Genomic DNA, 19,049 nt, shown 5'->3' on the forward strand with positions numbered 1-19,049 from the left:
CCTGCTGGCTTCCGCAAGGCCCGCCGAACGGGGAAAACGGGATTATACCGTTCGATGCGCGGCAACTCGCGCGCTTATCGCGCGGGCGCTTGCGCCTGCGGCCGCGCTGGCTGCGTGACAAAGCCGATGCGCTCGAGCCCCGCCTGCTGCGCCGCGCCCATCACCTGCGCGATGACCTCATAGCGCGTCGCGCTCGACGCCCGCAAATGCAACTCGGGTTTTTGCGCCGCCTTGCCGGCATCGGCGAAGCGCGCGCGCATCTGCTCGAAGCTGACGGGCGTGTCGTTCCAGAAGAGCTTGCCGGCGTCGTCGATAGACAGCGTGATGGTCTGCGGCGTCTCGCGCGCCGGTTGCGACGCGACTTTCGGCAGATCGAGCCGGATCGCGTGCGTGAACAGCGGCGCGGTGATGATGAAGATGACGAGCAGCACGAGCATGACGTCGATGAGCGGCGTCATGTTGATGTCCGCCATGGGCGCGCCGTTGGGCTTCTTGTCGAGTCCGCCGAAGGCCATCGTCGCACGCTCCTATTCGGCCGGGCCGCAGACGAACGTGTGCAGATCGTGCGCGAAGCCGTCGAGTTCCTCGGAAATCTGCCGCACGTAGCGGCCGAGCACGTTGTACGCGAGCACGGCGGGAATCGCGACGACCAGCCCGAACGCCGTCATGATGAGCGCCTCGCCCACCGGCCCGGCGACGTTTTCGATCATCGCCTGCCCGCTCGACGCGATGCTGCCGAGCGCGTGATAGATGCCCCATACGGTGCCGAGCAGGCCGACGAACGGCGCCGTGCTGCCCACCGATGCGAGCAGAACCTGGCCGAATTCGAGCCTGCGTTGCGAACGGAGCATGGCCTCGCGCAGCGCGCGCAACACCCGTTCACTGCGCTCGACGCGCGCGAGCATCGCGCCGGGCATGTCGGTCTCGGACGCGTGCCACGCGGCTTCGGCAAGCGGCAGGAAAACGCGCTCGCGATCCGCGCTGCGTAGCGCACTGATGCCGTCTTTCAGATTCTCTGCCTGCCAAAAGCGCTGCAAGGCGCGTGGTCCTTGCCATTTGGCGTGCGCGAGAATCCACGCCTTCACGAGCAGGAAGCACCAGCTCGCGAGCGACATCGCGAGCAGCACGCCCGCGACCGCATGCGTGACGGCGTCGCCGGATTGCAGATAGTGAATGACGCCAGTCGCTGCCATCGTCGAGAACGATCAGCGCAGGCCGAGTACGTCCTGCATGTCGAAGAAGCCTTTTTCGTGTCCTTGCAGGAAATGCGCGGCGCGCAGCGCGCCTTGCGCATAGGACAGACGGCTCGCCGACTTGTGCGTGATCTCGATGCGCTCTCCGATGCCCGCGAAGAGCACCGTGTGATCGCCGACGATATCGCCGCCGCGAATCGCAGAAAAGCCGATGGTCGACGGATCGCGCTCGCCCGTCACGCCTTCGCGCGCGTACACGGCGCAGTCCTTCAGATCGCGGCCGAGCGCCTTGGCGATCACTTCGCCCATGCCGAGCGCGGTGCCCGACGGCGCGTCAACCTTGTGACGGTGATGCGCCTCGATGATCTCGATGTCGTAGCCGGTGGCGAAGTGCTTCGCGGCGAACTCGAGCAGCTTCATCGTGACGTTCACGCCGACGCTCATGTTCGGCGCGAACACCACGCCGATCTTCTCGCCCGCCTGCTTCAGTTGCGCCTTCTGCTCGTCCGAGAACCCAGTCGTGCCGATGATCATCTTCACGTCGTGGCGCAGCGCGGCTTCGAGATGCGTCATCGTGCCTTCGGGGCGCGTGAAGTCGATCAGGTAATCGGCATCGGCGAATACGCGCTCGATGTCGTCGGTCAGCAGCACGCCCGTGGTCTTGCCGAGGAACGCGCCCGCGTCCTGCCCGAGTTGCGGCACGCCGGGCCGGTCGAGCGCGCCTGCGAACTGCGCTTCGGAATCGTTGAGAACGGTTTCGATCAGCATCCGGCCCATGCGGCCCGATGCCCCGGCAATGGCGATCTTCATGGCAGTCTCGTATTGAATCTGAATCGCGCGCGCGACGCGCGATGGATGATGCGGATGGGCTGGCCGGATGAGGCCGCGCCAGGTCGAAACGCCTGGCGCGGCCTCATCCGCAAACGGCTGAACTGCTTACTGACTTTGCTGCGGCAGATAGAACTGCGCCTGACCGCTCGCATTGGCCGGCGTGGGCGACGAGCCCGACGGGCCGACCGCGCTGCTGTCCGGAATGTTGATCGTCTGCGGCCGGCGCTTCAGTTGAATCTGCGAGTTGCTGCCGCTCTGGCCGCTCGAGCCGGGCGCACCGCCCGCCGTCTGCGGCACGTTTGCGCGCACCGACGACTGCGTGCGGCCCGTCGGCATGTCGACCTGCGCCGTGGCGCGATTGGCGGCCTGCGCGGCTTCCTGATTGGCGTCGCCTGCAAACGCGGCCGCGGTGTTCGGCTGCGTGGACGGCTCGCCGACCGGCGCGGTCACTGCCGCCGTCGACGCCACCGCCGCCGATGCCGCCGCGGGCGCTACGGGCTTCGCGACCTTGATGCCCTTGTCGCCATCGATTTCCGCGAGCAGTTCGAGGTTCGACGGCAGGTTCTCGCCGCCCGACCAACTCACGACGCGATCGCTCGCGAAGTTCACGACGAAGTCACGCTGCTGCACGATCGACGTCGACCCGCGCTTGAAATAAAACACATAGTCCCAGCGATCGGCGTGGAACATGTCGCTCAGGAGCGGCGTGCCCAGAAGCTGCTTCACCTGATCGCGCGACATGCCGACCTGCATCTGATTCGCCGCTTCCTGCGAGACGAAATTGCCTTGCACGACCGTGATCCGATACGGCGTGATGCTTTGCGCGATCTTCTGCGTGACGCTGTCATACGCCGAGCAGCCGGCGAGCAATGCGGCCAAGGTTGCTGCGATCACGATTCCCCGCATGCGACGGCTCTCCCTGCAATTCGATAAAGATTTGACGAACATTTCACCTTTCACGCGAGGCGCTCCGAGGTCGCGCTCTTTTCATCCGATTCGCCTTGCATCCGCGTGGGATGTCGGGAATTGGAAAAACGCATTACTATGAGAACCTTGAATTGTACTCTAGGGATGCCTAGCCATGACCAATCCCGCCGATCTCAAAAATATCGGGCTCAAGGCGACCCTGCCCCGCCTCAAAATCCTCGAAATTTTTCAGCATAGTCCGGTGCGCCATCTGACCGCTGAAGACGTGTATCGGAGCTTGTTGAACGAAGAGCTCGATATCGGTCTCGCAACGGTGTATCGCGTGCTCACGCAGTTCGAGCAGGCCGGCCTGTTGTCGCGTAGCAATTTCGAATCGGGCAAGGCCGTCTTCGAGCTCAACGAGGGATCGCACCACGATCACCTGGTGTGCATCGACTGCGGACGTGTGGAAGAGTTTTTCGATGCGGAGATCGAACGCCGTCAGCAATCGATCGCGAAGGATCGCGGCTTCAAGCTCCACGAGCATGCGCTCGCGCTGTACGGCGCATGCACGAAGGAAAACTGCCCGCACCGCAAGCATTGAGTTTCGAGCGCCGGCTTCGCGGCGCCCGGAAATGAAAACCGCCGTCCATCTCGCGATGGACGGCGGTTTCGTTTCGCCTGTACGCTTTGTGATTTGCGTCTGCGATCGATTCGCAGTTGCATTTCGATTAGCACGTCACGCGGCGTGTACTTCGTGTTCGACCAGCGTGTAACGCTCCGGCAGATCGATCTCATCGCAATTCGGCGCATCGCCGCCGCGATCCACGACGATGAAATCGCCAGCTTGGTCGAGCACGATCAGCGGGTGATGCCACACGCCGCGCGCATAGTTCACGCCTTGCCAGCCGCGCGCGAAGAACGCGCGCAGTTTCGCCGGATCGAACTCGCCCGCGGGCGCGACCACCACGAGATAGCGCACGTCCGCGAGCGGCACGAACGCCTGGCTGCCGAGCGGATGACGCTCCATCATCGAGATCACGACCGGCTGCGGGCGCGGCTGGGCGCGAAACACGTTGATGAGCGGCCGCCCGCCGCTCTCGAAACCGACCTCCACATTTGCGAGATCGTGAAAGCGCTCGGTCGTGCCCGCGTTGATCGGAAAATGGCGCGCGCCGTCGAGTTCGATCACGTCGCCGAACGGGGCGAAGGCTTCGCGCGTCAGCGGTTCCAGCGTCAGCGTCTTCATTCCAGTTCACCGAAGATGCGCAGCCGCGACACGCCGCCATCCGGGTAGATATTGAAGCGTACGTGCGTCACCGGTCCGAGCGCGGCGATCTCCTTTTCGAAGCGATGCACGCTGTCCATCGAGAGCTTCTGCTCGTCGAGCAGCACGGGCCAGAACATCGCCTGCGTGACGAGCGATTCATCCGTGCCGCCTTCCACGCGCGCCGCCTGCAGCGAACAACGGTCCGGGTAGTTGCCCTTGAAGTGCGCGGTGTCCACTTCGATCGCGCGGATCACGCCGGGATTCGCCAGCGCGACGATCGCCCAGTCGTTGCCCGGCTCGCGCCGACGACGCGTTTCCCAGCCGTCGCCCATGTTCACGCCACGCCCGGGCATCAGCATTTGCGACGCGGGACCGAAATGCTGATTGTTCGCCGCGACGAGATATGCGCCGTTTTCGATCGCCGCGAGATCGAGCAGCGTGCCGCGTTCGACGCGCGAAAAGTCCGTCTTCGGCTGGCCATAAACACGCAAGCGCGCGATGCCGCCATCGGGATAGATGTTCACGCGCAGATGCGTGTAAGCGCGCGTATCGCCGATGTCGAGATAGTGATGATGATTACCCTGCAGCGTCGTCGACGGCACGATTTCGCGCCAGTCGCCATCGTCCTGCGGATTCGCGCTCTCGCTGTAGCACGCGTCGATCGACGCCGCCGGCGGGAAGTTGCCGGTGAAGTGACTCGTATCGATGTCGATGCCGTGAATCACGCCGGCGCGCGCGAGTTTGACGATGCAGTGATCGTAGCCCGTCGTGCGCTTGCGGCGCGTTTCCCAGCCGTCCATCCACTTGCCGTGTTCGTCGTACTTGCCGGGGATGAACACCGCCGGCTGCGGTTCCAGCATGCGATCTTTCGGCGCGAAGAATTCGTCGGTGGCGAAGAGTGCCTGCGCGCCGAGTCGCGGGTCCGCGAGGTTCATGTAGCGGCGGGCGAAGGCAGGAGCGTCGTCGGGCAGAATCGGATTGGCCATTTCAGTGTTCCTTCGGTTGCGGTGAGTCAGATTGCGTGTGCGTTTTCATGACCGTGCGTGTGCGCGGGTTCCGGCGCGGCAGGCACGAAGCGGTATTCGGCGTCCTGGTCGAGCACGCGCTTCGCACGCACCCGGTCGATGTCGTTCTCCCACACCGCGACGATCACCGTCGCCACGCAGTTGCCGATCAGATTGGTGACGGCGCGCGCGATGCCGACGAACCAGTCGACCGGCAGGATCAGCACGAGGCCGAGCACGGGAATCGCGGGAATCGCGGAAAGCGTCGCGGCGAGAATCACGATGGCCGAGCCCGGAATACCGTGTGCGCCCTTCGACGTCACCAGCGACACGAGCACGACGACGATCAGGTCATGCAGCGACAGCGGCGTGTTGGTCGCCTGCGCGATGAAGATCACGGCGAGCGTAAGGTAGATCGAGAAGCCGTCGAGGTTGAACGAGTAGCCGGTCGGAATCACGAGGCCGACGGTCGAATCCTTCACGCCCATCCATTCGAGCTTGCGCATGATCTGCGGCAGCACGGCATCGGACGACGCGGTGCCGAGCACGATCGACAGTTCTTCGCGCAGATAGCGCACGAGCTTGAAGATCGAGAAGCCCGCGAGCCGCATGACCACGCCCAGCACCACGAACACGAACAGGAAGCAACTCGCGTAGAACACCATCACGAGCAAGCCCAGTTGCTTGAGCGACGCGACGCCGTACTGGCCGGTCGTGAACGCAATCGCGCCGAGCACGCCGAGCGGCGCGAGCTTGATGATGAACGCCATGATGCGGAAGAACACGTTCGACAACTCGTCGATGAACACCGTCACGCGCTGCGCCTTGTCGCCGAGCATCGAGAGCGCCGCGCCGAACAGGATGGCGAACACGAGCACTTGCAGGATGTCGCCCTTCGCGAAGGCATCGATCGCGGTGTCGGGGATGATCTTCAGCAGGAAGCCCGCCGTGTCCTTCAGGCTCTTCGCGTGCTCCGTGTAGGTGGAGAGCGACGCCGCATTGAGCGTATGCAGATCGATGTTCATGCCGACGCCCGGGCGCGTGACCCACGCCAGAATCGCGCCGATGACCAACGCGAGCGTCGTCATGATCTCGAAGTAGATGACCGCCTTGAGCCCGACGCGCCCGACCTTCTTCAGATCGCCCGCGCTCGCCATGCCGCTCACGACAACGCAGAACACGATCGGCCCGATCACCATTTTGATCAGCTTCAGAAAGCCGTCGCCCAAGGGCCGCAGCGACTGGCCGAATTGCGGAAATAGCGCGCCCACCACGATGCCGATGACCAGCGCGATCATCACCCTGCCGAACAGCGAATTCAGAAATCTCGACACGACCGTCTCCTCGTGTAATGTCTCAGGACCCGAGCAACTGTTCCGACTGGTCGGACCAGTGCTGTGATGTGGAATATTAGAAAGCCGATATAACCCAGTCAAGGACGCATTCGTAGCGGTATACCCTGTTCGATTCGGGCACGAAAATGCGCGCGGCACGGTCGCCCACACGGGCGCCCGGCACGCGCATACAATGGCGGTCAGACCGGCCAATACTGTTTTCTTCCTATGAAAAATGTCCCGCACACCGTGACCGACGCCGCGATCGCGACCATTCGCGAACGTATCGAATCGAGCGTGTATCCGGTCGGGAGCCTGCTGCCGGCGCAGCGGCAACTATCGGAGGAACTGGAGATCAGCCGGGCGTCGCTGCGCGAGGCGCTCTCGACACTCGAAGCGCTCGGTATGCTGCATATCCGTCCCGGCAAGGGCGTGTACGTCAGCAACGCGCAGGCGAGCAACGCGCATCCGTGGCGTTTCGCGGATCAGGCTTCGTTGCCGGATACCTATCAGATGCGTTTCGCGCTGGAGGGATTCGTCGCACGGCTCGCGGCGCATTCCATCGGCGATTCCGACATCGACTGGCTCGACGACAATCTCGGTTCGCTGCACGTCGCGTTGACGGAATCGGCGCTCGAGGAAGCCGCGCAACTGGATTTCGCGTTCCATATGCGTATCGTGAGTCTCGCGGGCAACGCGGCGATCGAATCGATCCTGCGCGGCAGCGCCGACATCATGAAGGAAAGCCAGCGCCTGCCGTTCTATCGGCGCGAACTGGTGCTGTCGACGTATCACGAACACGCGATGATCATCGAGGCGCTGAAGGCGCGCGACGGAGAGAAGGCCGGCCGCGCGATCGAAGGGCACATCGTCAATGCGGCGCAGCGCGCGGGCGTGCATTTTCCGGTGCCGAACAAAGCGTGAGCGCATGCGGCACTTCTTTTGATGTCGTCAGTCTCAGCAAGGGCCGTGCGTGATGGAGGTTTCGATCCGCTTGCGCTGCCCTGCAATTGACGAACATCAAGAGGAGCAGCGTCGATGGACATGCAACAACTCGTTTCGGAATTTCTATCCTCGGATCACGGCGCGCAAGCCACGCAAGCGCTGACCGATCAGGGCTTCAGCCCCGAAGATAGCCAGCAGATGCTCAGTACCGCCGCGCAGACCGCGCACGCGCACGCCGAAGAACAAAGCCAGGGCTTGCTCGGCGATCATCCCGGCAAGAGCTTTTTCGCGGCGTTCGCCGCCGGACTCGTGCGCGGAGACGGCTTTCTGAAATCGATGGAGGAAGGTGGCGAAGGCGTTCTCACGGGGCGCATCGCCGAATCGATCGCCGCGCGCATGGGCATGGACCCCGGCACGGCAGCCACGGTCGCGGCGGCGGCGACACCTTACGTCGTATCGTTTCTGCGCGAGAAGCTCGCGTAACGCAGACTAAAAGCTGCAAAAAACAAAGCCGCTCCGAAGAGCGGCTTTGTCGTTTCAGCAAGCCGAAACTTACTTGGCGTTCGCGAGTGCAACCGCCGTATCCAGCATGCGGTTCGAGAAGCCCCACTCGTTGTCGTACCAGCTCGACACCTTCACGAGACGGCCCGACACCTTCGTGAGCGTCGAGTCGAACGTCGACGAAGCCGGGTTGTGGTTGTAGTCGATCGAGACCAGCGGCGCATCGTTGTAACCGAGCACGCCCTTCAGCGCGCCTTCCGACGCTTCCTTCATGATCTTGTTGACTTCCTCGACCGTCGTGTCGCGCGCGGCGATGAACGACAGATCGACGACCGATACGTTGATCGTCGGCACGCGAATCGCGTAGCCATCCAGCTTGCCGTTCAGCTCCGGCAGCACGAGGCCGACCGCGGAAGCCGCGCCCGTCTTCGTCGGGATCTGGCTGTGCGTGGCCGAGCGCGCGCGGCGCAGGTCTTCGTGATACACGTCGGTCAGGACCTGATCGTTCGTGTAGGCGTGGATCGTGGTCATCAGACCGTTCACCAGACCGATCTTGTCGTTCAGCGGCTTGACGAGCGGTGCCAGGCAGTTCGTCGTGCACGATGCGTTCGAGATGACCGTATCCGAAGCCTTCAGCACGTGATGGTTCACGCCGTACACGACGGTCGCGTCCACGTCCTTGCCGCCCGGCGCCGAGATGATGACCTTCTTCGCACCGCCCTTGATGTGCGCGCTCGCCTTTTCCTTGGTCGTGAAAAAGCCCGTGCACTCCAGCACCACGTCGACCTTCAACTCGCCCCACGGCAGTTCGGCCGGATTGCGGTTCGCCAGCACGCGGATCTTGTCGCCGTTGACGACGAGGTAATCGCCGTCCACTGACACTTCACCCGGGAACTTGCCGTGCGCGGTGTCGTATTGCGTCAGATGCGCGTTCGTCTTGGCATCGCCCAGATCGTTGATGGCGACGATCTCGATATCGTGCTTCTTGCCGTTTTCATAGAGGGCGCGCAGCGTGTTGCGGCCGATCCGGCCGTAGCCGTTGATTGCAACGCGAATCGTCATGGTCTATCTCCTTGGCTCAAAAAAACCTTGCTTCGCTGAGATCAGTGCTTACGCGGCGAGAACGGACTTCGCCGTCCCGACGACGTTCTCCACCGTGAAGCCGAAATGCTTGAACAGCGCGCCCGCCGGGGCCGACTCGCCGAACGTGTCGATGCCGACCACGCCGCCTTCGAGGCCCACGTACTTGCGCCAGAAATCCGTCACGCCCGCCTCGATCGCCACGCGCGCCACGCCCTTGGGCAGCACGCGCTCGCGGTATTCGGCGTCCTGCTTGTCGAACAGGTTCGTGCAGGGCATCGACACGACGCGCGCGCCGATGCCTTCCTTCGCCAGCGCCTCGACCGCTTCCATCGCGAGCTGCACTTCCGAGCCGGTCGCGATGAGGATGATCTTGCGCGCGGGGATGTCGTCGTTCCAGTCGCGCAGCACGTAGCCGCCCTTCGCGATGTTGGCGATCTGAATGTCGTTGCGCGCCGAGAATTGCAGGTTCTGACGGCTGAAGATCAGCGTCGACGGACCATGATGCGCGATCGCATGCGTCCACGCGACGGCCGTCTCGACGGTATCCGCCGGGCGCCACGTCTGCAGATTCGGAATCAGGCGCAGGCTGGACACGTGCTCGATCGACTGGTGCGTCGGGCCGTCTTCACCGAGGCCGATGGAATCGTGCGTGAACACGAAGATCGAGCGCGACTTCATCAACGCGGCGACGCGCAACGCGTTGCGGCTGTAGTCCGAGAACGTCAGGAACGTGCCGCCGAACGGACGATAGCCGCCATGCAGCGCGAGACCGTTGATGGCCGCGCTCATGCCGAACTCGCGCACGCCGTAGTTGATGTGATTGCCCCACTGGATGCCCGCGTGATCCGGATTCGCGTTCTCCTCGTCGCCAGCAGCACGCACCGCTTTGGACGCCTTCCAGTTGGTGAGGTTCGAACCGGTCAGGTCGGCCGAGCCGCCGAGCAGTTCCGGCAGCGCCGCAGCCAGCCCTTCGATCGTGTTCTGCGATGCCTTGCGCGTCGCAACGGTCTCGCCCTTCTGGTTCGCGTCCTCGATGATCTTCGCGGCAGCTTCGGCCCAGTTCGCGGGCAGTTCGCCTGTCATGCGGCGCGCGAATTCCGTGCCTTCGCTGGCGTACTTCGCCTTGTAGGCGTCGAATGCCTTGTTCCACTCGGTTTCAGCGTGCGCGCCTTGTTCCTTCGCGTCCCACGCTGCGTAGACTTCCTGCGGAATTTCGAACGGACCGTAATTCCAGCCGATGGCCGCGCGCGTCGCCGCGATTTCCTTGTCGCCGAGCGGCGCGCCGTGCGCGTCGTGACCGCCCGCCTTGGTCGGCGCGCCCTTGCCGATGACCGTGCGGCAGCAGATCAAAGTCGGCTTGTCCGACTTCTTCGCTGCGGCGATGGCCGCATCGACCGCATCGACGCTGTGGCCGTCCACCGCGCGGATCACGTTCCAGCCGTACGCTTCGAAGCGCTTCGGCGTGTCGTCGTGGAACCAGTGCTCGACGTGGCCGTCGATCGAGATGCCGTTGTCGTCGTACAGCGCGATCAGCTTGTTCAGCTTCAGCGTGCCCGCGAGCGAGCAGGCTTCGTGCGAGATGCCTTCCATCAGACAGCCGTCGCCGAGGAACACGTACGTGTAGTGATCGACGATCTTCGCGTCCGCCTTGTTGAATTCAGCGGCGAGCAGCGCTTCGGCGAGCGCCATGCCGACGGCATTGCCGACGCCCTGGCCGAGCGGGCCCGTGGTCGTCTCGACGCCCGCCGTCATGCCGTATTCCGGGTGGCCCGGCGTCTTCGAATGCAACTGGCGGAAATTCTTCAGTTCGGCGAGCGGCAGGTCGTAGCCGGTGAGATGCAGGAGCGAGTAAAGCAGCATCGAACCATGACCGTTCGACAGAACGAAACGGTCGCGATCGAACCAGTGCGGGTTCGTCGGGTTGTGCTTCAGATGGCGCGACCACAGCGCGACGCCAATTTCGGCCATGCCCATCGGCATGCCGGGGTGACCGGAATTGGCTTGTTGAACGGCGTCCATGGCAAGCGCGCGGATCGCGTTGGCCATGAGGGCGGACTGGCTGGAGGTCGGGATCGTCATGTCGAGTCTGGGGCAGGTCCTGAAATGATCCACGGTGCTTCTCTTGCAGTACTTCTCACCCGAGCCGGACCCGCGGGACACAACGTTTTCAGGACCGGAACGACGAGAAACGACGAGGATCGGGAGGCCGTCATTCTAACAGACCGGTCCGATTGACACGCGCCGCAAGCATGGCAAAGCGGGTGCGGCCAGGCGTCCCGGGGCGCGGGCATGTTCCGTGCAAATGACCGTCGGCGATCTGCGGGAACTGCGCCTCGCCGCGCGCGTCGCAAGCGTTACGGCCACTGTCACGACTTCGTGACAACGCGTCACATTACACGGTAACGCGCATCATCGACGGACGTTGTTCCGGCGAAATCCGTCTGGCGCGCGGCTCGTTCTGCAAAATCCTCGCCGGTCCATTGTTCGTACGGCTTCATGGCAAAATGCCTGTCAATGTGCAGCAGCAAGGCTTCAAGGAGTGCTTTCGATGACCGACCCTCGCCCCGCCGACGTGCCCTGGCTGATCCCGTACCTCACCGTGCGCGATGCGCGCGTGAGCATCGCGTTCTATGAAAAGGCGCTCGGCTTCGCGGTGCGCGACAGCGTGAACGACGACGGCACGATCATTCACGTCGAGATGGCTTATCGCGGGCAGTTGATCGTGATGTTCGCGCCCGAAGGCGCATACGGTTCGCAGGCGCGCACGCCGAAGAGCGCCGGCCTGATGGCGCCGCAGTCGTTCTATCTGTATGTCGACGACGTCGACGCGACGTTTCAGCAGGCGCTCGCCGTCGGCGCCAAATCCCTCATCGAGCCGCAGGACCAGTTCTGGGGCGACCGTTTCGCGCAGATCGAAGACCCGGACGGCTATCGCTGGGCCATCGCGCGGCATCTGCGTTAAACGCGCTCGCATCGCCGTCAGGTATCACTACTATCCGCGGATCGAATATCCGCGATCGACCATCCATGCCACGTTTTCACGTCGACGGCCCACTTCGCGTGGGCCAGACTCTCACCCTTCCCGATGACGTCGTGCGTCACGTCCACGTCCTGCGCCTGCAGACCGGCGACGCGATCACGCTCTTCGATGGCGCCGGCGGCGAATATCGCGGGGAGCTCGTCGATATCGCCAAACGGGCAGCCACCGCGCGCCTCAACGAACACAGCGCGCGCGAGGTCGAGCCGCCTTATCGCGTGACGCTCGCGCAAGGTGTGGCGGGCGGCGACAAGATGGACTGGCTCATTGAGAAGGCGGTGGAACTCGGCGTGGCAGCCATCGCGCCTATCACCGCCGAGCGCGGCGTCGTGCGTCTCGCCGGCGAGCGCGCATTGAAGCGTCAGGCGCACTGGCAGGCGCTCACGCGCGCAGCGTGCGAGCAGTGCGGCCGCAACCGCGTGCCGGATGTCGCCCCGCCGCGCGATCTCGACGCCTGGCTCGCCGATCTGCCCGCCGCCACCGATGGCGAACTGCGCCTGCTGCTCTCGCCGCGCGCCGAAGTCAGCTTCACTTCGCTGCCCGCCGATCCGCCGCGCGCTCCGGTCACGTTGCTGATCGGCCCCGAAGCGGGCTTCTCGCCCGGCGAAGAAAGCGCGATCGTCGATGCGGGCTTTGCCACGCTCGGCCTCGGCCCGCGCGTGTTGCGCACCGAGACGGCCGGCATCGCGGTGCTCGCCGCGCTGGCCGCGCGCTGGGGCGGCTGGTGAGTCTCCGTCACACTCCGGCGCGCCAACCAAAACAGCCCGATGAACGCGCCTTTCGGCTGCGCTCATCGGGCTGCTGCACCATCCTGACCGCCGCGAGCGCGGCGGCCGAGCAAACTCAGACGAACGAGTAAAACACGCGGAAAGCCACTTTCCGCTCGGCCCAGAACTCCGCTGCATCGCGGAAGACGTCGAGGAGGACTTCACGCCCTTCCTTGTCGAATTTCTGCGCGATCGGCAATTGCTCCAGCACGATCACGAAACCCGGCTGCGAGCCCGCCTTGTGAACGAGATCGGTGAGCGAATCGTAGAGCGCGTCGTAGTTCTTGCCGAAATGCTTGGGGAAAATGAACGAGGTGGCGATGGTCTCGAGCACTTCCTGCTTGCTCTGAGCCTGACCGAGATAGGCGTAGAGAAAATGCTGGCCCAGGCGGTTCGCTTCGTCCGCGAGATCCTGCACGCGGAACGCGCGTATCGACTGCACGATATTAGGCCGCACGGTGGCAAACAGCGCTTCAGGATCCTCTTGCGAATGGAACTCCTCAGGCCTGGTCTCGTCGTCGGGTCTGTTGTCGTGTTCTGTCATGCGTAACCGCAATACTCGCTGGAACAGGTTGCCATCGCCGGTGGCGAAAAGATCACCCGCGACGCTATGGTCGTGCGCGTAGATGTTGTCGCTCATGCCGTTAATCCCGTAGTTAATCCGCAATGCGTTTGAAACTGGCGTAGTGGTCGTCCGTGTAGTAGCAATCGCCGATCTGCTTCTTCGGGCCGCCGCAAACGATCCGGCGCGCGCCGCGATCCCGCGCGCGCGGCGTGGGAACGGTGTATTCGTGGTAGTAGCCGCGTGCATGCCGCGGCAGCAGACGCTCGCGATTGCCGAACACGACGCCGTCCTTCTCAAAAGGGAAAGGGCCGCCCGCTTCGATCAGCCGCAAGGTCGCGACCGCCTGCCTGGGCAATTGCGCGATGTGGACGGTGGCGAACCCGTCACGCTCCTGCCCGCCGGTCGCGTCAAGCTGCCGTGACTGCGCCTCCCGGACCGGTTCCACTGGCGCAACCGGCGCCGGACTCGCCGACGCAACCGGTTCCTGAACGCCACTGCGAGGTTCGTCCTTGCCGCATGCGCCCAACAGGACGCTCAGGACGACGACGGAACACAGAACCCGCGCGCGCATCACCAAACGGTTGTCCTCGCGTTACACCAGAATTCGACGACCATGAAAGATGTAAGGGTATCGCTAATGACAGGGCGAAGCAACGTCAGGCCGAAAATCGGAAATTTTTTCTTAGATTGATCGCGTCGAGCAATTCCGGGCGCGCTTCATCGGCCGCATTTAGCCCAAATCTGAGAGATTTTTATCTTTCGCAGGATAATAATTCGACGCGTGGGATCTTGAAGCCTCTGGACGAGCCGCCTCACTCGTCGCCAGCTTCACGGCAACGCGCTCCGCCGACGATCCCGCATTTCGCGGGTAAAAGCAGACACCCCTCTTGCTTTTTCTCGGGCGTGCCGTGTGTCACGGCACGCCATTGTTTTTGTCCAAACAAAACGCGGCGGGAGCGCCGCCGCGTTTCATGTCAAACCGAAGCCGCGCTTAGCGCGTAGCCGTCGCGTCCGCCACCAGCAACGCCGTCATGTTGACGATCCGCCGCACTGTCGCCGACGACGTCAGCACGTGCACCGGCTTGGCCGCGCCGAGCAGGATCGGCCCGATCGCGATGCCGCTTCCCGCCGCCGTCTTCAGCAGGTTGTACGAGATGTTCGCCGCGTCGATGTTCGGCAGGATCAGCAGGTTCGCATCGCCCTCGAGCGTCGATTCCGGCAGCACTTCGCGGCGCAAGCGCGAATCCAGCGCGACGTCGCCGTGCATTTCGCCATCCACGTCGAGATCGGGCGCGCGCTCCTTGAGGATCGCGAGCACCTCGCGCATCTTCTGGGCGCTCGGCGCGTTGCTCGTGCCGAAGTTCGAATGCGACAGCAGCGCGATCTTCGGCACGATGCCGAAGCGCTTCACTTCTTCCGCCGCCAGAATGGTGATTTCGGCGAGCTGCTCGGGCGTCGGATCGACGTTCACGTGCGTATCGACGATGAAAATCTGCCGGCCCGGCAGCACGAGCGCGTTCATCGCCGCGTACACCTTCGCGCCTTCCTTCTTGCCGATCACCTGATCGATGAAGTGCAGATGGCGATGCGTCGTGCTCACCGTGCCGCAGATCATGCCGTCGGCTTCGCCCTTCTGCACGAGCATCGCGCCGATGAGCGTCGTGCGGCGGCGCATTTCGAGCTTCGCCATCTGCTCGCTGATGCCCTTGCGCGCCATCATCTTCGCGTAGGTCTGCCAGAAATCGCGGTAACGCTCGTCGTGATCCGTATCGACGACGGAGAAATCGGTGCCCGCCGTAAGGCGCAGGCCGAACTTCTGGATGCGCTGCGCGATGACCGCCGGACGGCCGATGAGAATCGGCTTCGCGATCTTTTCATCGACGGCGATCTGCACCGCGCGCAGCACGCGCTCTTCCTCGCCCTCCGCGAACACGATGCGCTTCTTCTCCGGCTCGACGCTGCGCGCGAGCTGGAACACCGGCTTCATCGTCGTGCCGCTGTGATAGACGAACTGCTGCAGATGCTGCTCGTAGGCTTCCATGTCCTCGATCGGACGCGTCGCGACGCCGGAGTCCATCGCGGCTTTCGCCACCGCCGGCGCGATCTTCACGATCAGACGCGGATCGAACGGCTTCGGAATCAGATATTCCGGACCGAAGGACAAGTCCTGAATGCCATAAGCCGTCGCGACGATATCGCTCTGCTCCTGACGCGCCAGTTCCGCAATCGCGTTCACCGCCGCGATTTCCATTTCCTTCGTGATGACGGTCGCGCCCACGTCCAGCGCGCCGCGGAAGATGAACGGGAAGCACAGAACGTTGTTGACCTGGTTCGGATAGTCCGTGCGGCCCGTGGCGAGCACCGCGTCCGGGCGCACTTCGAGCGCGAGTTCCGGCAGGATTTCCGGCGTCGGATTGGCGAGCGCGAGGATCAGCGGCTTCGCGGCCATCTGCTTGACCATGTCCTGCTTGAGCACGCCGCCCGCCGACAGACCGAGGAACACGTCCGCGCCTTCCATCACTTCAGCGAGCGTGCGCGCGCTGGTTTCGCGGGCGAACAGTTCCTTGTCCGGGTCCATGAGTTCGGTGCGGCCCTTGTAGACCACGCCGGCGAGATCGGTCACGTAGATGTTCTCGCGCTTCATGCCGAGATCGACGAGCAGGTTCAGGCAGGCCAGCGCCGCCGCACCCGCGCCCGACGCAACCAGCTTCACTTCGCCGATATTCTTGCTGACGACCTTCAGACCATTGGTGACCGCCGCCGCGACGACGATCGCCGTGCCGTGCTGGTCGTCGTGGAAGACGGGAATCTTCATGCGCTTGCGGCATTCGCGCTCGACGATGAAGCAGTCCGGCGCCTTGATGTCTTCCAGATTGATGCCGCCGAAAGTCGGCTCCAGCGCGGCGATCACGTCGACGAGCTTGTGCGGGTCGTTTTCGTTCAGCTCGATATCGAACACGTCGATGCCGGCGAACTTCTTGAACAGCACGGCCTTGCCTTCCATCACCGGCTTCGACGCGAGCGGCCCGATGTTGCCTAGACCCAGCACGGCCGTGCCGTTCGACACGACGCCCACGAGATTGCTGCGCGCGGTGAAGCGCGCCGCGTTCAGCGGATCCTCCACGATCGCTTCACACGCGAACGCGACGCCCGGCGAATAGGCGAGCGCGAGGTCGCGCTGGTTGATCATCTGCTTCGTGGGCGCGATCGCGATCTTTCCCGGAACCGGGAATTCGTGATAATCGAGCGCGGCTTCGCGCAACTTCGTATTGGCGTCAGTCGTCATAAGGCGGGCTAGCAGTGCGGGAATTAGAATGGAAGTTCGAACGCATTGTAGCGCCAATCAGGGGCGGTTTCGGGCCGCGCTCCATGCATTTCGGCTACAAGTGCCGTGACCGGAAACGGTCTGATCGCTCCGTGGGGCAAGGCTCGCGGCGCTTCGTTCGATTTTTTCGAGACACGGGACGGAAGCTTTCGGGGTCCTTGCGCGTCCCGCGTCGTTCTCTTGCAGCGCACAAAAAACCATTTCATCGCCGACGATGCTCTCCGAGTTTTCTCTGATCGACCGCTTCTTTGCCCGCCGCGCGACCGCGCCCTCGCCACGTCATGACGACGAAGCCGCGCGGCCGCTCGGCATCGGCGACGACTGCGCGCTGATCGCGCCGCCCGCCGGGCATCAGCTCGCCATTTCGACGGACATGCTGGTCGAAGGCCGCCACTTCTTTCCCGATGTCGATCCTTACGCGCTCGGGCACAAGGCGCTCGCCGTGAATCTGTCGGACCTCGCCGCGATGGGCGCGCAGCCGCACGCGTTCACGCTCGCGCTCGCGCTGCCGCGCGCCGACGAAGCATGGCTCGAAGCGTTCAGCAATGGCCTCTTCGCGCTCGCCGACCGGCACGACTGCGCGCTCGTCGGCGGCGATACGACGAGCGGTCCGCTGAATCTCTGCATCACCGTGTTCGGCGACGTGCCGCACGGCGCGGCCCTGCGTCGAGACGCCGCGCGGCCTGGCGACGACATCTGGGTGTCCGGCACGCTGGGCGATGCGCGCGCGGGACTCGGCGCGATCCGCAACGAATGGCGCGCACCCGACGAAGCCACCGCCGCAAACTGGCAGCGCGCGCTGGAGCGGCCCGAGCCGCGCGTCGCGCTCGGTCTCGCCCTGCGCGGCGTGGCGCACGCGGCGCTCGATATCTCCGACGGCCTCGCGGGCGATCTCATGCACATCCTGAAACGCTCGGGCGTGCGCGCCGTCGTCGATGCCGATGCCGTGCCGTGCTCGGACGCCGTCCGCGCGCTGCCCGAGGCCGCGCGCCGCCAATGCACGCTCGCCGGCGGCGATGACTACGAGCTCTGCTTCACCGCGCCGCCGGCCGCGCGCGCGGCGCTCGCGAATATCGCGACGAGCGTGAAAGTGCCGCTGACCCGCATCGGTACAATCGAATCATCCGGTGCGCCCGGTATCGCCTGGCGCGATGCCGCCGGCGCGCCGCTCTCCCTGACGTTGCAAGGCTTCGATCATTTTCATGCAGACTGACCCGACCCTCGCGGGCGAACCGAACGATTCACGCAATGCGCCGCGCGCGCCGCGCAAGGCGAGCGCGCGCTTCATGCTCACGCATCCGCTCCATATTCTTTCGCTCGGCTGCGGCAGCGGGCTGTCCCCCGTCGCGCCGGGAACGGTCGGCACGCTGTTCGCGTGGCTGACGTTCATCGTCTTCAACCCGCATATGACGGTCGCGGCGTGGGGCGCGCTGATCGTCGTCGGCTTTATCGCCGGATGCTGGTTCACCGGCTTCACCGCCAAGAAAATGGGCGTCGCGGACCCGTCGCCGGTCGTGTGGGATGAGATCGTCGCGTTCTGGCTCGTGCTGCTGCTCGTCACGCCCGCGACATTTACCGGTCAGTTGTGGGCGTTCATTGTGTTCCGTTTCTTCGACATGGTGAAGCCGCCGCCCATCCGCTATTTCGACCGCCATCTGAAAGGTGGCTTCGGCATCATGTTCGATGATCTCGTCGCGGCGTTCTTCACGCTGCTCGTGATCGCGCTCTGGCGCATGACCGTCTGACTTTCCCATCCATCGAGAACACCGCCATGCCAACCGACACCGTCGTTCACCAACTTGCGATTCGCGTCGGCAACAAGCTGCGCGACGAACGGCTGATGCTCGCCACCGCCGAGTCGTGCACGGGCGGCATGGTCGCGACCGCCATCACGGATATTTCGGGCAGCAGCGCGTGGTTCGAGCGCGGCTTCGTCACCTATTCGAATCTCGCCAAGATCGAGATGATCGGCGTCCCGGCGGCGCTGATCGAGCAGCACGGCGCGGTGAGCGAACCCGTCGCGAAGGCGATGGCCGAAGGCGCGCTGCGCAACAGCCGCGCGCAGGTGTCGGTGGCGATCACGGGCGTCGCGGGCCCGGCGGGCGGAAGCGATGCGAAGCCGGTCGGCACGGTGTCGTTCGCCTGGAGCAACCGCCTTCATACCGGCGTCGAAACGCAACTGTTCAAGGGCGACCGCGAACAGGTGCGCGCGCAGGCGGCCGCGCATGCGCTGCGCAAGCTGCTGGAATTTCTGGATCAGCGTGAACGGTGAGACGCAGTTGCATCGC

At 64.1% G+C, this 19,049-nt stretch carries 20 protein-coding genes; 8 read left to right on the top strand and 12 right to left on the bottom strand.

Features of this window, described 5'->3' with window-relative positions; all coding sequences use genetic code 11:
* Window positions 1–74 precede the first annotated feature (74 nt).
* The 4 genes from NK8_RS11670 to NK8_RS11685 form a co-directional block, all read right to left on the bottom strand.
* Complete coding sequence (locus tag NK8_RS11670; RefSeq protein ID WP_213226437.1) at window positions 75–515, bottom strand: biopolymer transporter ExbD; 441 nt, start codon at window positions 513–515, stop codon at window positions 75–77.
* Window positions 516–527: 12 nt separating this feature from the next.
* Window positions 528–1,193 carry a MotA/TolQ/ExbB proton channel family protein gene (locus NK8_RS11675; protein WP_213226438.1) on the bottom strand — a complete coding sequence of 222 codons (666 nt, stop codon included), beginning with the start codon at window positions 1,191–1,193 and terminating at the stop codon, window positions 528–530.
* 12 nt (window positions 1,194–1,205) lie between these two features.
* Window positions 1,206–2,003: a 4-hydroxy-tetrahydrodipicolinate reductase gene (gene dapB, locus NK8_RS11680; RefSeq protein ID WP_213226439.1), complete on the bottom strand. Its 798-nt coding sequence runs from the start codon at window positions 2,001–2,003 to the stop codon at window positions 1,206–1,208.
* A 126-nt stretch (window positions 2,004–2,129) separates the two neighbouring features.
* Window positions 2,130–2,930 carry an outer membrane protein assembly factor BamE gene (locus NK8_RS11685; protein WP_213226440.1) on the bottom strand — a complete coding sequence of 267 codons (801 nt, stop codon included), beginning with the start codon at window positions 2,928–2,930 and terminating at the stop codon, window positions 2,130–2,132.
* 175 nt (window positions 2,931–3,105) lie between these two features.
* Here NK8_RS11685 and fur point away from each other — a divergent pair, with 175 nt between their 5' ends.
* Entirely contained in the window at window positions 3,106–3,534 is a 429-nt protein-coding gene (gene fur / locus NK8_RS11690; RefSeq protein WP_035507641.1) for a ferric iron uptake transcriptional regulator, read from the top strand.
* A 135-nt stretch (window positions 3,535–3,669) separates the two neighbouring features.
* Here fur and NK8_RS11695 read toward each other — a convergent pair whose 3' ends face one another.
* Genes NK8_RS11695 through NK8_RS11705 form a run of 3 tightly spaced genes read right to left on the bottom strand, consistent with a single transcriptional unit; the run spans window position 3,670 to window position 6,538 of the window.
* On the bottom strand, window positions 3,670–4,179 hold the full coding sequence (locus NK8_RS11695) for an ureidoglycolate lyase (RefSeq protein WP_213226441.1): 510 nt from the start codon (window positions 4,177–4,179) through the stop codon (window positions 3,670–3,672).
* On the bottom strand, window positions 4,176–5,186 hold the full coding sequence (alc, locus tag NK8_RS11700; protein ID WP_213226442.1) for an allantoicase: 1,011 nt from the start codon (window positions 5,184–5,186) through the stop codon (window positions 4,176–4,178). Before alc ends, NK8_RS11695 begins: the two co-directional genes overlap by 4 nt.
* Window positions 5,187–5,212: 26 nt before the next feature.
* Window positions 5,213–6,538, bottom strand: coding sequence for a C4-dicarboxylate transporter DctA (locus NK8_RS11705; RefSeq protein WP_162066307.1), 1,326 nt, complete (start codon window positions 6,536–6,538; stop codon window positions 5,213–5,215).
* A 228-nt stretch (window positions 6,539–6,766) separates the two neighbouring features.
* Between NK8_RS11705 and NK8_RS11710 the strand changes: the two genes are divergently transcribed.
* On the top strand, window positions 6,767–7,462 hold the full coding sequence (locus NK8_RS11710; protein WP_162066308.1) for a FadR/GntR family transcriptional regulator: 696 nt from the start codon (window positions 6,767–6,769) through the stop codon (window positions 7,460–7,462).
* A gap of 114 nt (window positions 7,463–7,576) precedes the next feature.
* Window positions 7,577–7,966, top strand: a complete 390-nt coding sequence (locus NK8_RS11715) for a hypothetical protein (protein WP_061177774.1) — start codon at window positions 7,577–7,579, stop codon at window positions 7,964–7,966.
* A gap of 69 nt (window positions 7,967–8,035) precedes the next feature.
* On the opposite strand, the gene gap is transcribed toward NK8_RS11715, so the two are convergent.
* Entirely contained in the window at window positions 8,036–9,046 is a 1,011-nt protein-coding gene (gap, locus tag NK8_RS11720; protein ID WP_162066310.1) for a type I glyceraldehyde-3-phosphate dehydrogenase, read from the bottom strand.
* A gap of 48 nt (window positions 9,047–9,094) precedes the next feature.
* Entirely contained in the window at window positions 9,095–11,146 is a 2,052-nt protein-coding gene (tkt, locus tag NK8_RS11725; RefSeq protein ID WP_213226443.1) for a transketolase, read from the bottom strand.
* A 469-nt stretch (window positions 11,147–11,615) separates the two neighbouring features.
* Here tkt and NK8_RS11730 point away from each other — a divergent pair, with 469 nt between their 5' ends.
* Window positions 11,616–12,029 carry a glyoxalase/bleomycin resistance/extradiol dioxygenase family protein gene (locus NK8_RS11730; RefSeq protein ID WP_162066312.1) on the top strand — a complete coding sequence of 138 codons (414 nt, stop codon included), beginning with the start codon at window positions 11,616–11,618 and terminating at the stop codon, window positions 12,027–12,029.
* Between the two features lie 65 nt (window positions 12,030–12,094).
* Complete coding sequence (locus NK8_RS11735; RefSeq protein ID WP_213226444.1) at window positions 12,095–12,832, top strand: 16S rRNA (uracil(1498)-N(3))-methyltransferase; 738 nt, start codon at window positions 12,095–12,097, stop codon at window positions 12,830–12,832.
* Window positions 12,833–12,947: 115 nt separating this feature from the next.
* Here NK8_RS11735 and NK8_RS11740 read toward each other — a convergent pair whose 3' ends face one another.
* The 3 genes from NK8_RS11740 to NK8_RS11750 all read right to left on the bottom strand — a co-directional run bounded on the left by NK8_RS11740 (window position 12,948) and on the right by NK8_RS11750 (window position 16,722).
* Window positions 12,948–13,511, bottom strand: coding sequence for a barstar family protein (locus NK8_RS11740; protein WP_061177769.1), 564 nt, complete (start codon window positions 13,509–13,511; stop codon window positions 12,948–12,950).
* A 16-nt stretch (window positions 13,512–13,527) separates the two neighbouring features.
* Window positions 13,528–14,007: a ribonuclease gene (locus tag NK8_RS11745; protein ID WP_213228634.1), complete on the bottom strand. Its 480-nt coding sequence runs from the start codon at window positions 14,005–14,007 to the stop codon at window positions 13,528–13,530.
* Between the two features lie 420 nt (window positions 14,008–14,427).
* Entirely contained in the window at window positions 14,428–16,722 is a 2,295-nt protein-coding gene (locus tag NK8_RS11750) for an NADP-dependent malic enzyme (protein ID WP_213226445.1), read from the bottom strand.
* A 253-nt stretch (window positions 16,723–16,975) separates the two neighbouring features.
* On the opposite strand from NK8_RS11750, the gene thiL reads away from it, so the two are divergent.
* Genes thiL through NK8_RS11765 form a run of 3 tightly spaced genes read left to right on the top strand, consistent with a single transcriptional unit; the run spans window position 16,976 to window position 19,033 of the window.
* Window positions 16,976–17,974: a thiamine-phosphate kinase gene (thiL, locus tag NK8_RS11755; protein ID WP_213226446.1), complete on the top strand. Its 999-nt coding sequence runs from the start codon at window positions 16,976–16,978 to the stop codon at window positions 17,972–17,974.
* Entirely contained in the window at window positions 17,964–18,506 is a 543-nt protein-coding gene (locus NK8_RS11760) for a phosphatidylglycerophosphatase A (RefSeq protein ID WP_213226447.1), read from the top strand. The genes thiL and NK8_RS11760 overlap by 11 nt, the downstream gene beginning before the upstream one ends.
* A gap of 26 nt (window positions 18,507–18,532) precedes the next feature.
* Window positions 18,533–19,033: a CinA family protein gene (locus NK8_RS11765; RefSeq protein WP_061177766.1), complete on the top strand. Its 501-nt coding sequence runs from the start codon at window positions 18,533–18,535 to the stop codon at window positions 19,031–19,033.
* The last annotated feature ends 16 nt before the right edge of the window (window positions 19,034–19,049 follow it).

Source organism: Caballeronia sp. NK8, from assembly GCF_018408855.1.
GTDB lineage: Bacteria > Pseudomonadota > Gammaproteobacteria > Burkholderiales > Burkholderiaceae > Caballeronia.